13 protein-coding genes, 2 tRNA genes and 6 pseudogenes are annotated in these 13,748 nt (G+C 30.3%); 20 read left to right on the forward strand and 1 reads right to left on the reverse strand.

Going from position 1 to position 13,748, the window contains the following annotated elements:
* Window positions 1-2 precede the first annotated feature (2 nt).
* The 18 genes and pseudogenes from BQ4446_RS03965 (at window position 3) to BQ4446_RS04045 (ending at window position 12,371) form a co-directional block, all read left to right on the forward strand.
* The gene (locus tag BQ4446_RS03965; protein WP_071026834.1) at window positions 3-749 is read left to right on the forward strand and encodes a phage replisome organizer N-terminal domain-containing protein; all 747 of its coding nucleotides are present in this window, start codon (window positions 3-5) and stop codon (window positions 747-749) included.
* A gap of 182 nt (window positions 750-931) precedes the next feature.
* The gene (locus tag BQ4446_RS03970; RefSeq protein WP_068474691.1) at window positions 932-1,255 is read left to right on the forward strand and encodes a hypothetical protein; all 324 of its coding nucleotides are present in this window, start codon (window positions 932-934) and stop codon (window positions 1,253-1,255) included.
* Between the two features lie 73 nt (window positions 1,256-1,328).
* Window positions 1,329-2,318 (forward strand): ORF6N domain-containing protein, encoded by a 990-nt coding sequence (locus BQ4446_RS03975; protein WP_071026836.1) that lies wholly within the window; start codon window positions 1,329-1,331, stop codon window positions 2,316-2,318.
* A 101-nt stretch (window positions 2,319-2,419) separates the two neighbouring features.
* Complete coding sequence (locus tag BQ4446_RS03980; protein ID WP_019132985.1) at window positions 2,420-2,605, forward strand: transposon-encoded TnpW family protein; 186 nt, start codon at window positions 2,420-2,422, stop codon at window positions 2,603-2,605.
* An 11-nt stretch (window positions 2,606-2,616) separates the two neighbouring features.
* A pseudogene (locus BQ4446_RS03985) lies at window positions 2,617-3,231 on the forward strand (VirD4-like conjugal transfer protein, CD1115 family); the annotation flags it as partial.
* A 93-nt stretch (window positions 3,232-3,324) separates the two neighbouring features.
* Window positions 3,325-3,843 carry a ClbS/DfsB family four-helix bundle protein gene (locus tag BQ4446_RS03990; protein WP_071026837.1) on the forward strand — a complete coding sequence of 173 codons (519 nt, stop codon included), beginning with the start codon at window positions 3,325-3,327 and terminating at the stop codon, window positions 3,841-3,843.
* 205 nt (window positions 3,844-4,048) lie between these two features.
* A pseudogene (locus BQ4446_RS03995) lies at window positions 4,049-4,362 on the forward strand (single-stranded DNA-binding protein).
* Window position 4,363: 1 nt separating this feature from the next.
* Window positions 4,364-4,522, forward strand: coding sequence for a Maff2 family mobile element protein (locus tag BQ4446_RS04000; protein WP_004825242.1), 159 nt, complete (start codon window positions 4,364-4,366; stop codon window positions 4,520-4,522).
* Between the two features lie 117 nt (window positions 4,523-4,639).
* Window positions 4,640-4,858 carry a helix-turn-helix domain-containing protein gene (locus tag BQ4446_RS04005; protein ID WP_001207345.1) on the forward strand — a complete coding sequence of 73 codons (219 nt, stop codon included), beginning with the start codon at window positions 4,640-4,642 and terminating at the stop codon, window positions 4,856-4,858.
* Between the two features lie 2 nt (window positions 4,859-4,860).
* A complete protein-coding gene (locus BQ4446_RS04010) occupies window positions 4,861-6,879 on the forward strand; it encodes an HsdM family class I SAM-dependent methyltransferase (protein ID WP_071026839.1) in 2,019 nt (672 codons plus the stop codon).
* Window positions 6,864-8,069, forward strand: a complete 1,206-nt coding sequence (locus BQ4446_RS08475) for a restriction endonuclease subunit S (RefSeq protein ID WP_280630411.1) — start codon at window positions 6,864-6,866, stop codon at window positions 8,067-8,069. The genes BQ4446_RS04010 and BQ4446_RS08475 overlap by 16 nt, the downstream gene beginning before the upstream one ends.
* 130 nt (window positions 8,070-8,199) lie before the next feature.
* Window positions 8,200-8,454 (forward strand): annotated as a pseudogene (locus BQ4446_RS04020) (nickase); the annotation flags it as partial.
* Window positions 8,455-8,659: 205 nt separating this feature from the next.
* Window positions 8,660-9,283 (forward strand): DUF1016 N-terminal domain-containing protein, encoded by a 624-nt coding sequence (locus BQ4446_RS04025; protein ID WP_245149659.1) that lies wholly within the window; start codon window positions 8,660-8,662, stop codon window positions 9,281-9,283.
* The gene (locus tag BQ4446_RS04030; RefSeq protein ID WP_245149660.1) at window positions 9,267-9,683 is read left to right on the forward strand and encodes a DUF4829 domain-containing protein; all 417 of its coding nucleotides are present in this window, start codon (window positions 9,267-9,269) and stop codon (window positions 9,681-9,683) included. Before BQ4446_RS04025 ends, BQ4446_RS04030 begins: the two co-directional genes overlap by 17 nt.
* A gap of 67 nt (window positions 9,684-9,750) precedes the next feature.
* Window positions 9,751-9,915 (forward strand): PDDEXK nuclease domain-containing protein, encoded by a 165-nt coding sequence (locus BQ4446_RS08105; RefSeq protein WP_280630412.1) that lies wholly within the window; start codon window positions 9,751-9,753, stop codon window positions 9,913-9,915.
* 64 nt (window positions 9,916-9,979) lie between these two features.
* Window positions 9,980-10,319, forward strand: a pseudogene (locus BQ4446_RS04035) (phage replisome organizer N-terminal domain-containing protein); the annotation flags it as partial.
* Window positions 10,320-10,586: 267 nt separating this feature from the next.
* A complete protein-coding gene (locus BQ4446_RS04040) occupies window positions 10,587-11,582 on the forward strand; it encodes an ORF6N domain-containing protein (protein ID WP_071026847.1) in 996 nt (331 codons plus the stop codon).
* An 88-nt stretch (window positions 11,583-11,670) separates the two neighbouring features.
* Window positions 11,671-12,371, forward strand: a pseudogene (locus BQ4446_RS04045) (replisome organizer).
* 379 nt (window positions 12,372-12,750) lie between these two features.
* On the opposite strand, the pseudogene BQ4446_RS04050 reads toward BQ4446_RS04045, so the two are convergent.
* A pseudogene (locus BQ4446_RS04050) lies at window positions 12,751-13,341 on the reverse strand (hypothetical protein).
* Between the two features lie 169 nt (window positions 13,342-13,510).
* Here BQ4446_RS04050 and BQ4446_RS04055 point away from each other — a divergent pair.
* Both BQ4446_RS04055 and BQ4446_RS04060 read left to right on the forward strand, forming a co-directional pair.
* Window positions 13,511-13,597 (forward strand) — tRNA-Leu (locus BQ4446_RS04055).
* A 52-nt stretch (window positions 13,598-13,649) separates the two neighbouring features.
* A tRNA-Leu gene (locus tag BQ4446_RS04060) sits at window positions 13,650-13,736 on the forward strand.
* Window positions 13,737-13,748: the final 12 nt, after the last annotated feature.

Consider the following 13,748-nt stretch of genomic DNA (forward strand, 5'->3'; position numbering starts at 1 on the left):
AAATGGCAGACAACAGAAGATACTATTGGTTAAAATTGAAAGAAGATTTTTTTACAGATAAGAGAATCAAAAGGCTAAGAAAAATATCAGGAGGAGATACCTATACAATCATTTACCTCAAATTGCTTTTGCTTAGCCTAAAAGATAGTGGAAAACTGTATTATGACGGAGTAGAAACAGACTTTATCAAAGAGCTTGCCTTAACGATTGATGAAACAGAAGATGATGTAATGGTTACAGTGAACTATCTTATGGCACAAGGATTGATGGAGATAATCACAGAAAATGACGAGTATTTTTTAACAGAAATCCCAAGTCTTATAGGTTCAGAAACAGCGTCTACAAGGCGTTCGAGAAAATCGAGAGGACAAAAAGCGTTGCAATGCAACACTAATGCAACACATTGCAACCTTTTGCAACAAAATTGCAACGGAGATATAGAGAAAGAAATAGATATAGAGTTAGAAAAAGAGGGGGAGAAAGAAAAAATATCCCCCTCCCTTTATGGAGAATATAAAAATGTTTCCTTAACTGATGAAGAATATGGAAAATTAAAGGATAAAATGCAATGTCATAGGGATAAAATGATAGAGAAGCTGTCAACCTATATGCAAAGTACAGGAAGAAACTACAAAGACCATTATGCGACCTTGGTTCATTGGTATGAACAGGACAAAGGGAAATTAAAGGAAAACAGTAAATCAAAAGTATATACCTTTGAAGATTATGACAAGGGTGAACACTTGTAGACCTCGTATAAGACGGTGGAAAGGCTTTTTAAGAGTGTTAATAATAAAATAGGTATCAGATTATGGCTAATTGTAAAAACATCGTATAAGGGCTTAAATTTGTGGTATGGAAAAAATATCGTATTTATGATAAAATGATAATGATATGGTAATAAACTCAGTTATAAGGAGAGGATATATAAATGCGAATTCAATTTACTGTAACCGATGAAGAACTTGAAATTTTAACTAAAAAAGCAATAGAGGGAGGTTTCCCAAGCGTTACTGAATATTGTAAGTGTAGTAGTTTACAAGAAAATACAAGCTATGCTGACCTATATACTACCTTATTAAACAAAATTAGCTCTTTACCGAAAGGCAAAGAATTTGTTTTGAGAGAGTTAATCGCAACACCGCCGGCATTGATTGGCAGATGGTTTTATGAAAATGTAAATAAGAGACTTGTAAAAAATGTGGAACACATCGGAAAAGCTGAAGGTGGAGTAGAAAAATATAAAAAGATATGAGACTTATTTCAAAAAGCTACGCAGTGCGTGGCGGATTGGAAAAGATATTTAGATAATTTTGGAGGTGCATTTCATGGCAGATGAAAATAAAGAGATAGTTATTGTAGATGATAAAACTATACAAGAAAAAATATATTTCATTCGTGGACAAAAAGTAATGCTTGATGCAGATTTAGCTGAAATATATGGTTATGAAACTAAAAACTTTAATAGACAGGTAAAAAATAATATTGAAAAGTTTGAAGGCGAAGATTTTATGTTTCAATTGACCGAGAATGAGTTTGAAAACTTGAGGTGCAAAAATTTCACCTCAAGTTGGGGCGGCTCAAGGTACCTACCAAATGCCTTTACGGAACAAGGTATTTATATGCTTATGACGGTATTAAGAGGTGAACTTGCGATTAGGCAAAGTAGAGCCTTAATTAGAACATTTAAGCAGATGAAAGACTTTATAATCGAAAATCAAGATTTTATTAGCTCAAAAGAATTGGTACAAATAGCAGTACAGACAAATCAAAACACAAAGGATATAGCTGAAATAAAGTCGCAAATGGCTACAAAAGAAGATTTGAAAAAGGTTATGGATAATTTTATAGATCCGGACACATACAAGCATTTCCTTTTAATGAATGGAGATAAGATTGAAGCGGATGTTGCCTATACAAAAATATATAAGTCAGCAAAGAAAAGCATTTATGTAATAGATAACTATATAGGCTTGAAAACCTTAGAATTATTAAGAGCTGCAAAAGACAATGTTGAAATTATAGTCTTTAGCGACAATATGAAAAATAAAGATATGCTTACAAAAAACATCCTAAATGATTTTAGAAGAGATTATCCAAATATCAACTTAAAAATGAAGGTTGCAGGCAAAAAATATCACGATAGATATATTGCAATAGACTATGGAACAGAAAATGAAGCCTTTTATCTTTGCGGAGCTTCATCAAAGGACGCAGGAAATAAAATATCAAGTATTACCAAGATAGAAGAATCCTCTAAGGATATGTATCATAAAATGTTTGGTGGAATGTTAAACAATAAGAATTTGAAAATTTAATATGCAGATAACAGAATAGACAGTTATATGAGCTTTAAGCAAGGCGGTAGAAGTAAAAATCTATCGTCTTTTTTAATTGCAACAAACAGGAGGAAAACTATATGCAAGAAAATAAAAATGAACAGAATACAGGAACAAAGACGATAAAGAAAATTGGTAAAGCAACCTATGAGGTTGTTGTTCACTTTAATGAAAATGCAACGGAAACAATGCAAGACAAATTAAAACGCATAATGCTTAGAGAAATGGAGAGAGAAAAACATCAAAAAGTCGATAAAAATGATTAGAAAGTCCTTGACAAGTTGTTACAGGAAAAACTGCCAAGTCAATTCTAATATCTTGTGGAGCAAGACTTGCACCTTTTGATATAAGAGAGCTTAGAGAACTAATGAGCGAAGATGAATTAGAACTCGATAAAATTGGAGATAGGAAAACTGCTCTATTCGTAATAATATCAGATACTGATGATACCTTTAACTTTGTAGTCTCAATAATGTATTCCCAATTATTTAATCTACTATGTGATAAGGCAGATGATGTGTATGGTGGAAGACTTCCAGTTCATGTTAGGTGTCTACTTGATGAGTTTGCAAATATAGGCTTAATTCCAAAATTTGAGAAACTAATAGCGACAATTCGTTCAAGAAAAATATCAGCAAGTATAATACTGCAAGCACAATCTCAATTAAAGGCAATCTATAAAGACCATGCAGATATAATAGTTGGCAACTGTGACTCTACACTTTTTCTAGGAGGAAAAGAAAAAATAACAGTAAAAGAGTTATCAGAAACTTTAGAAAAAGAAACCATAGACCTATATAACACATCAGAAACAAGATTAAATCAAAAATCTTTTGGTCTAAATTACCAAAAAACTGGCAAAGAACTTATGAGCCAAGATAAAATAAAAATAAATAGGAACAGTTTGATTACAAGATTATGAATTAATACTAAGATAAAAATATTTTTGGTATAATATCTATATACAAACCACGGAGGTCGGAATATGAGGTCTTATGAAAGTAAGGAAGAATTAAAAAATGAAATAAAGAAAACTTTTGAAAAATATATTTCAGAATTTGATAATATCCCAGAAGAATTGAAAGACAAAAGAATAGATGAAGTTGATAGGACACCAGCGGAAAATCTTGCCTATCAAATAGGTTGGACAACTTTACTCTTAAAATGGGAAGAAGATGAGAAAAAAGGACTCGAAGTCAAAACACCATCAGATAATTTCAAATGGAATCAACTTGGAGAATTATATCAATGGTTTACAGATACCTATGCCCATAAATCGTTAAAGGAACTAAAAGCAAAACTAACACAAAATGTAGAAAATATTTATCTTATGATAGATGAATTAACAGAAGAAGGGTTATTTAAACCACATATGAGAAAATGGGCAGATGAAGCAACCAAAACTGCAACTTGGGAAGTTTATAAATTTATCCATGTAAACACAGTAGCACCATTTGGAACGTTCAGAACGAAGATTAGAAAATGGAAGAAGTTGGCATTGTAAGTGCTTAACAAATAGAATTGCTAACAAATTAGACGATAGAAATTAAAAACTCTATCGTCTTTTTTTATATCCAAAATCAGGAGGTTAAGATGGTAAGGATAAGAAGTCCCACTTAAAACAATTTAATATATAAGGCATTTAGCGATTGAATTATAAGTTCAGTCGCTTTTTTAATTGACATTTATAGATTAAGGAGAAGAAATTAATGGATAGAGAAATGATAAATATTAATGCAAATTTAGTTAAGGAAGCTGAATTTTCAGAATTTGAAAAAGATGGAGAAAGTGTTCAAGTAGCAAATTTTGCTCTTGTTAAAAAATATGGAAAGGGCAAAGAATATACAAATTGCTCAGTATATGGAGAAAAGGTAGAAATTGTAAAAGAATTTTAAAAGGAGATCTAATCCATGTCTTTGGATATTTCAAAGAAAATAAAAAAGGAGATAAGGTCTACAAGAATTTTATAGTTAAATCACTAAACAAAATAGAAAATAAAGAGAAAGAAAACGAGGAGGAATAATATGGAATTTTTTACAGCTGGAGTTGGAGTTTTAAAGACACTTGTAACTGCAATTGGTGCAGGTTTAGGAGCATGGGGAGTTATTAACTTAATGGAAGGTTATGGTAATGATAACCCTGGTGCTAAATCTCAAGGTATTAAGCAATTTATGGCAAAATAAGGACGGAATAACAAAACAAATTCTCTAAAATAAATCACTAAACCAATGTAAGATTGAATGAAATCAATATTTATGCTATAATTAAATAAATCTAATAAAGAGAAAAAGAGGGATATTATGGCACTTAACTATAAACCATTATGGATACAGTTAGCGAAAAAAGGACTAAAGAAAACAGATGTAATAGCTATGGCAGGACTTACAACAAATGTTATGGCACAAATGGGCAAGGATAAACCAATAACATTTAAGAATTTAGAAAGAATATGTAAGGCTTTATCTTGTACTCCTAATGACATTATTAGTTTTGAAGATAATTTTAGTGATGAGGAATAGGTATGATTGAAAAGTGGAAACTCGAAGATGATGTAAATGATTATGTAAAAAATAAATTTTCGGAAATAGGTCTTAAAAAATTAAAAGATTATAATGTGGAATCTTCTATGTCTGACTACATGAAAGATGCTCTAAAAGGTTCTGCAAAAACAAAGACAAAAACAAATTTCGGAAAACCTGATTTTCATGTCGAAAAATATGATATACCAGTTATATTTGAAGACAAACTGGGAAGTAAAAGGTTAATATCTGAAAATAAAGATGGAATAAAAGAAGATGAGAAATCTATTCGAGATTATGCTAGCAATGGTGCTATATATTATTCAACACAAATGATAGCAAGCGGAAAGTATAAGGAAGCGATAGCTATTGGAGTGGCAGGAGATAATAGTGAAAATGTAATCTTCGATACTTATTATATTTTTGGTTCATCATTTAAATCCATAAAAAAAATGCAAAGCTATGCAAGTATAGATTTTTTAGAGAATGAAAAAACTTTCTCTAATTTTTATAATGATTGTGTTTTAACAGAAGAAGAAAAACATGAAATATTAATCACCAGTAGAACACTTTTGCAGAAATATGCAGGTGAATTAAACAAACTTATGCACAATCATAATATTACAGCTCCACAAAGAGTACTTTATGTATCGGGTATGCTTTTATCTATGCAGGATATATTAGACGAAGATGGAAATTTAGTTCAAAGAGGACTTATACCAGAAGACTTGTTGGGAGCAAAAACAGACACTAAAAGAGATGGTATCTTAATCACAAATCAAATAAAAGAATATTTAAAACAAAAACAAATAAAACAAGAGAAAGTAGATTTAATGCTTTCATCTTTTAGTGAAATTTCAAAAGATAGTCAAAGAGATGAGCCAACAGATTTAGATAAGTTAGTTGGAAAACTTTTAGAAAAAGAAGCAAGTAGTAATAAGCAAATCTTCACTTATATTTTCAATAATATTTATATGTCTATAGATGCTATGGCAGGACACTTAGATATAATGGGCGAGATGTATTCTGAATTTTTAAAATATGCTTTAGGTGATGGTAAAGAAATAGGAATAGTTCTTACTCCTCCATATGTAACAAAAATGATGGCTGAAATTTTAAATGTAAATAAAGATTCAAGAACCATGGATTTAGCCACGGGATCGGCAGGATTTTTAATAAGTTCTATGGAAATAATGATTGACGATGCTAATAAAACTTTTGGAAAAGATACAAGCAAGGCTAATAAAAAAATAGAAGAAATCAAAAAAGAACAATTACTCGGCGTAGAATTGAATGCAGAAATGTTTACCTTAGCAGCAACCAACATGATTTTAAGAGGAGATGGGTCAAGTAATATTAGAAAAGGCAACACATTTAGAACTCCAGAGGAATTATATACAAACTTTAAGGCTAATAGACTTCTTTTAAACCCACCTTTTTCATTTGAGGAAAATGGTATGCCATTTATAAGATTTGGTTTATCAAAAATGGAAAAAGGAGGTCTAGCAGCAATAATCATACAAGATAGTGCAGGAAGTGGAAGAGCTGTATCCAGCAATCAAGAAATTTTGAAAAATAACACTCTTCTTGCAAGTATAAAAATGCCGGTTGATTTATTTATTCCAATGGCAGGAGTTCAAACAAGTATATACGTCTTTGAGGCAGGAGTGCCACATGACTATGAAAAGACGGTAAAATTCATAGATTTTAGAAATGATGGATATAAGAGAACAAAAAGAGGATTAAATGAAACAGATAGTCCAACCGAAAGATATCAAGACATTGTAAAAATATATAAAGCGGGGAAAAGTGCAAGAGTAAATGGAAGTCTTTGGGATATTGATGAAATTTATATAGAGGATTTTATAAGTGATGGTGGTAATGACTGGAATTTTGAACAACATAAGATAATAGATACTAAACCTAAGATAGAAGATTTTAAAAATACCGTTGCCGATTATTTAGCTTGGGAAGTATCTAATATTTTAAAAAGTGAGGACAAATCATTAAAAAAAGCTTAAGCCCTCGTTTAGAAAAACTTGAAAGAGAGTTTTTAGAAAACGGGGGCGAATGGAAAGAATTTGATTTTGATAAACTCTTTAATGTTGCACGTGGAGATATTCAAAATCAAAAAACTCTTATAAGAAATGATGTTGGAGTTTCGTTTGTTGCACAAAACGATATAAATAATGGCTATGTATATAAAGTTAGCAATAATGATTATAGGAAATTTAAAGGTAATTCTATAATAATCGGCAGACAGACAGGAGTTATTTATTATCAACCGGAAGAATTCATAACAACCGATGGAGTGCTTATATTAGAAGAAAAAATTCCATTAATAAAAAATAAACGAGTAGGATTATTTATTTGTAGTTTAATTAAGAAACATATGGTTATATATGGATATACAAACACAGTTTCTGCAAAAAAGTTGAATAATTTAAAACTCAATTTGCCATTTTTAAATGGCAAGATGAATTTTTCCTATATGGAAAAATTCATCGAGGAACTCGAAGCGGAACGCATCGAGGAACTTGAAGCGTATTTAATGGCAACTGGACTTAAAGATTATAAATTGACAAAAGAAGATGAAAAAATACTTGATGATTTTGAAAAAATGTCAGACAATTCTTTAGAAAGAAAGAAAGAAAGAAAGAAAGACAAGATTAGATTAGAAGATTTATTGATATGGCAAAGTGGAATTTCAGAGATAGATCCGTTGAAATTGAATGAATTATACGATAAAGCTTCTGAAAAATATCCATTTTATGGTCAATCTACTGATAACAACGGAATAATAAGTTATGAATCATTAAAGGCAGAAGTTTTAAATAATAAAAATGCTTTGCCAACTATATTGGTTCATTCAAACAATCAAAATGTTGTTTATCTACAAACACCTTTTTATTTAAAAGATGGTCATGGAGCTACTAGTGTATTACAGAATGAGAATATGAACTTAGATATTGCATTATATATAATGACATGTATTAGAAAATCAATAACAGAAAGATTTGATTATAATGCAAAAGCAACTAAGATAGGATTAAAGAATACAGAAGTAGAAATACCATTTTGCAATGAGGTTGTCGATTATATATTTATGGATAAATTTATAAAGGTTGTTAAGAAACTTATTATAAAAGATGTTGTAATATGGGCAGATAAAAAAATTGAAGCTACAAAAAAAGTAGCCTTACAAAATTAAGCACAAGAACGATTAGAAATAAAAATCTAGTCGTTTTTTTATTTTAAGAAAGGATACATTATGGCAAGTAAAAGAATAAAGTTGAGTATTGAAGAACAGATTGATAAGAAAGAAGAAAGCATTAAACAATTACAAAATCAAAAAAGAAGTTTATGAAGAATATCAAAAGAAAAATATATTCACAAAAGACGCATTTTATAACAAACATAAGAAAGATATAGACCAATATAAAGTAGTAAGTGGGAAATTAAAAAAACTCCTATCAGATAAGGAAAAACTAAGTCCTAAAAAATGGAATGAAGAAAAAAATCTTTTAATGAGAAAGCTTGAAGAAATAAATAAAGAAAAAGTAAAACCAAGCAAAAAAGATATGACCAGAGAAATCTAAGGGAGTAACGAAAAGTTACACCCTTAAATAACCATAACAACAAGACTTCTGAAAAGCAGAAGTCCAGAATTCCGAAAATCGGAAATCAAGAATTTCGATTATCGAAAATCTGGAAAATATCAATGTAGAAAGGATATAATATTGAATAAACACAATATTTATGATATAATTAGAACAATTAAGAGGTCAAAGAGGTGCTTGTATGAATAAGAAAAATAACATAGATAGAGTCCATGATGATGTTTTTAATAGTATAAAAACATTAATGGATAAGGCAAGAAATCAAGTCGCAAGAGAATTCAATAATATTTTAGTTCAAACTTACTGGGAGATTGGACGTATTATCGTAGAAGATGAGCAAGGACATTCAGAAAGAGCCGAGTATGGTAAAGAGCTTATAAATGATTTGTCAAGACAACTTACAAAGGAATATGGTAAAGGATTTTCTAAGTCTAATTTATTTAATATGAGAAACCTATATTTATCATATCCAATATTCCAGACACTGTCTGGAAAATTGACCTGGTCCCATTATTGTGAACTCTTATCCATTAGCGATGAGAAAAAGAGAAGCTTCTATGAAAAAGAAAGTATCAATGCAAACTGGTCGGTGAGAGAAGTTAAAAGACAAATTAAAACCTCACTTTTTGAAAGACTGCTCTTGTCATCTGGAGAAGAGAACAAAGAAAAAGTCCTAGACCTAGCCTTAAAGGGCAATGAAATAAATAAGACAGCCAAACAAAGAGTAAATCTCGGCAACACACATTATTATGTGGACATGGTATTTTATAATCAAAGGAGGAAATATTATGAAACTTGGTTTTAGAATTCTTTTTGCTTTAATATTTTTATTTTCATTAGCAGCATGTAAAGGAAAAGCAGATGGAGATATTACAATCGACATAGGTGATTCTAGTAAATTTAGCGAAGAAGAAATAAATTCTGTAATTAAAGTAGTAAAGGATAACTTTTCATTTCCAGGCTCAAAATTAAAAGCATTTCGCTACGATGAAGCTAAATCTGAAGATGCAATAAAAGCCTTTATGGAATATGGAAAAGGTAAGGGTACTGATATAAATCCAAATAATATTATTGTACTATTTTCAGAATTTGATGTAAGTGGAGAAAATCCTGTATTAAGTAAAGGAGAATACAAGGATTACAGCTGGACCTTAGTTAGAGCAGACAAAGACAAGGAATGGAAGATAGAAGATCAAGGTTATTAAAATGTAAAAGCTAAGCCGAAATATTTTCTTTTTATTAAGCTTAGTTAAGAAGTGAGCAAATGAACCAATAGGGATTATCTTGTGTACTGATAAATACGGGGTACAAGCAGAATACGCCTTAGGAAATTTATCAAATAAAATATTCGCATCAAAATACACCTTGTATATTCCAAATAGGGAAGAGCTTGAAGAACAAGTAGAAAAAGTCATTAAAAAGTATAAGGGAAAATAAAATATAAATTATAAGGAGAGGTAGAGAAAAAATCTACTTCTTTTTTATTGCAAGGAGGATTAGAATGGCAACAAACAAAAGATATTATTGGATAAAATTAAAAGAAGAATTTTTCACAGACAAAAGGAAAAAAAGATTAAGGAGAATATCGGGAGGAGATACCTACACGATAATCTACCTCAAACTTCTACTACTAAGCCTAAAAGATGAGGGCAAACTCTATTATGACGGAGTAGAAAGTGATTTTATAAAAGAGTTAGCACTAACCATAGATGAAACAGACGATGATGTAATGGTCACAGTTAATTATTTAATAAATCAAGGCTTATTAGAAGTTGTAACAGAAAATGATGAATATTATTTAACTGAGATACCAAGCCTAATAGGATTAGAAACAGCTTGGGCAGAGAAAAAAAGAATATACAGACAAAATAAACAGAGGACATTGTCCTTAATGAGTCCAACCCATGTCCGACAAGAGATAGAGAAAGATATAGAGATAGATAAAGAGAGAGAGGGAGAGATAGAAAAGATTTAACATTTTTGGTATAATTATAAAAATTAGACTTTGAAAATATGATGGATAATTGGCTTAAGAGCTGTAAGCTAAATGAAATAAAGAGAAAATGGCTAAAAGTTGTAGTCCCCAAAATATATAGGAGGTGCATTTTGTGGCAGAACAAAATAAGGAAATTGTAGTTATAGATGAAACTACAATTAAAAGTAAGATTTACTATATACGAAATCAAAGGATTATGCTTGATTTTGAGTTGGCTGAAATCTATGGGTATACAACGACAAGATTTAACGAACAAGTAAAAAATAATTCGGAGAAATTTGATGATGATTTTATGTTTCAGTTGACGAAGTCAGAGTTTGAAAACTTGATATCGAAAAAATCGACATCAAGTTGGGGCGGGCGTAGAAAACTACCTTATGCTTTTACAGAACAGGGAATATATATGCTTATGACTGTATTAAGGGGAGAACTTGCTGTTAAACAGAGCAAGGCTTTAATACGAATGTTTAAGCAGATGAAAGACTTCATCGTTGAAAATCAAGATTTTATCAGCTCAAAGGAATTAGTTCAAATAGCAATTCAAACAAATCAAAACACAAATGATATTGCAAGGATAGATAGCAAGATTAACACATTAGCTACTAAAGAAGATTTGAAAAAGGTAATGGACAATTTTATAGACCCGGAAACATATAAACATTTCCTCTTGATGAATGGAGATAAGATAGAAGCTGATGTTGCCTATACAAAAATATATAAATCAGCAAAGAAAAGCATTTATGTAATTGATAACTATGTAGGACTTAAAACATTGGAACTTTTAAGAGCTGCAAGAGATAAGACTCAAATCATAGTCTTTAGCGATAATGTCAAGAACAAGGATATGCTTACAAAAAATATCTTGGATGATTTTGTAAAAGATTATCCTAATATAGACCTGAAGCTTAAGATAGCAGGTAAAAAATACCATGATAGATATATTGCCATAGACTATGGAACAGAAAATGAAGCCTTTTATCTTTGCGGAGCTTCGTCAAAGGATGCAGGAAATAAAATATCAAGTATTACCAAGATAGAAGAATCTTCTAAAGATATGTATCATGACATGTTTAGTAAGATGTTAAATAATAAAGACTTAAAAATTTAATATATAATTATGTTAAATCATAGCAATATGCAAGGTCGATAGAAGTAAAAAACTATCGTCTTTTTTATTTCAAGAAAGGTAGGAGAGCATGGTAGATAAAAGAATGTTTTCACTAAAGATAGTGGATAGCGACTTATTTTTGGATATGCCACTAAGTAGTCAATGTCTGTATTTTCATCTATCAATGCGAGCAGATGATGACGGTTTTGTAAATAATCCTAAGAAAATCATCAAGATTATCGGAGCAAATGAAGATGACCTAAAAATACTTATTGCTAAAGGCTTTGTGATAGTCTTTGATCAGGGAATTATCGTCATTACTTATTGGAAGATAAATAACTTTATTAGAAAAGACAGATATAAGCCAACAATGTATATCGATCAGAAACAGCAGCTTTATCAAACGGAAAATGGAGCATATATTTCAGAAGAAAAAGTTGGTTGTCATTTGGTTGACCAAAGGTTGTCAAGTGGTCAACCCAGTATAGGTAAGGGTAGATTAGATAAGGTTAGTATAGATAAGGGGAGAGAGAACAGTCCACCCCCATCTTTTATGGAGAATACAAAAATGTAAGGCTAAGCAAAGAAGAATACAAAAATTTTAAAGAAAAATTAAACTCACACACAGAAATAATGATAAATAAACTATCAAGATACATGAAAAGCAGTGGCAAGACCTATCAAAACCACTATGCAACAATCTTAAATTGGTATGAAGAAGATAAAGAAAAACTAACACAGAAAGGTTTAAATAAAAAAATGAACTATGATGTAGGAGAATCTTTATAGTTAAAAAGAGGTGGAAAGCCGCTATTAAAGACTTTAAGTCTAAAAAGGTATCAAAGTATGCCAGAGATAATAAAAATATAAATATGACACTTAAAAGGCGATTAGAAAATTAAAAATCTAATCACCTTTTTTTATTGCAACAAAAGGGAGAAATTATATGGAATTAAAAAATAAAAAACGAAGTGGAAAAATCAACTATGAAACAAAGCGAGTATATGTAGGGAAAAGCCGATTGAAGAAGTATTTGAAGATATTATCGAGCATGTAGTCGAAAGAAACTTAGAAAAAGACAGATAAAACAAACGCAAGCGTAAGTATGTACATTTGTAAGTGATGTGATACCAAAAATAATAAAATAAATATCCTATATGTTAATCTATTATTGTGGGCTAGCCCCCAATAATAGATTACGCTTTTCAATAGGACTAAACCAATTCAAAGTCTGCATTGGAAGTCTATTAGATTTATACAAATAACTTTTCATCTGAACTTTCAAATCATCATAACTATAATAAAGATAAATATTTATAAAATTTTTCATTATCATTTATATGGATTCTTTCAACTTTTCCATTATGTCTAGGTGTTCTAGGCCTTATTAATTGATGCTTTATACCTAATTCACAACATAATTTATCAAATGTATGTATCCTTTCCTAAACTTAAGTTTTGCATATAGTTCTATCATAGAAATATTAGGATTTCTTTTAATAAAAGACTTTATCCATAAGATTTCTTCATCAGTATATGCGTTAAGATGCTTACTTAAAGGCTTATGAGATTTATCCCTAAGAGATTATTTTGTTCCATCAAATTTTTTATTCCATCTCATTAAAGATGCTTTAGAAATTTTGTATCTTCTTACTACAAAATTTACAGAATATCCCTTTCTATATATTTTAACTGCGTGATATCTTGTGTCTAAAGTATGTGGCAAATATCTTTGGTTTTTTGGTATAATTGTATTCATAGAGAGAATCAGTCCTTTTTTAAAATTTTGGTTAATTTAATTATATAGGATATTTCTCTTTTTTCTTTTATTTTGTCTCGCATCAATTGTAACACTACACAAAATTTTTTTACAATTTTATCTTGCTTTTCTTTTTGTTAATAGATATCATATATATTGAATTTATTTTGCAGAAGTGCTGGAATAGGCAGACAGGCATGTTTGAGGGGCATGTGCACACTGGTGCGTGAGGGTTCAAGTCCCTTCTTCTGCACCATTTTGTTGACAGTTTTTCTTTTAAATAATATAATATAAAAAATTACTTTTGAGCCGAAGTGGCGGAATTGGCAGACGCATCAGACTCAAAATCTGACGGTGGCAACATCGTGGGGGTTCGAGTCCCCCCTTCGGCACCATTTTAAAGATCC

It is taken from the genome of Peptoniphilus raoultii, from assembly GCF_900099555.1.
Taxonomy (GTDB): domain Bacteria; phylum Bacillota; class Clostridia; order Tissierellales; family Peptoniphilaceae; genus Peptoniphilus_A; species Peptoniphilus_A raoultii.

Bases quoted from the DNA above. Each gene is read 5' to 3' on its own strand.
- BQ4446_RS03965 (WP_071026834.1), top strand. From the start codon at position 3: ATGGCAGACAACAGAAGATACTATTGGTTAAAATTGAAAGAAGATTTT.
- BQ4446_RS03970 (WP_068474691.1), top strand. From the start codon at position 932: ATGCGAATTCAATTTACTGTAACCGATGAAGAACTTGAAATTTTAACT.
- BQ4446_RS03975 (WP_071026836.1), top strand. From the start codon at position 1,329: ATGGCAGATGAAAATAAAGAGATAGTTATTGTAGATGATAAAACTATA.
- BQ4446_RS03980 (WP_019132985.1), top strand. From the start codon at position 2,420: ATGCAAGAAAATAAAAATGAACAGAATACAGGAACAAAGACGATAAAG.
- BQ4446_RS03990 (WP_071026837.1), top strand. From the start codon at position 3,325: ATGAGGTCTTATGAAAGTAAGGAAGAATTAAAAAATGAAATAAAGAAA.
- BQ4446_RS04000 (WP_004825242.1), top strand. From the start codon at position 4,364: ATGGAATTTTTTACAGCTGGAGTTGGAGTTTTAAAGACACTTGTAACT.
- BQ4446_RS04005 (WP_001207345.1), top strand. From the start codon at position 4,640: ATGGCACTTAACTATAAACCATTATGGATACAGTTAGCGAAAAAAGGA.
- BQ4446_RS04010 (WP_071026839.1), top strand. From the start codon at position 4,861: ATGATTGAAAAGTGGAAACTCGAAGATGATGTAAATGATTATGTAAAA.
- BQ4446_RS04025 (WP_245149659.1), top strand. From the start codon at position 8,660: ATGAATAAGAAAAATAACATAGATAGAGTCCATGATGATGTTTTTAAT.
- BQ4446_RS04030 (WP_245149660.1), top strand. From the start codon at position 9,267: ATGAAACTTGGTTTTAGAATTCTTTTTGCTTTAATATTTTTATTTTCA.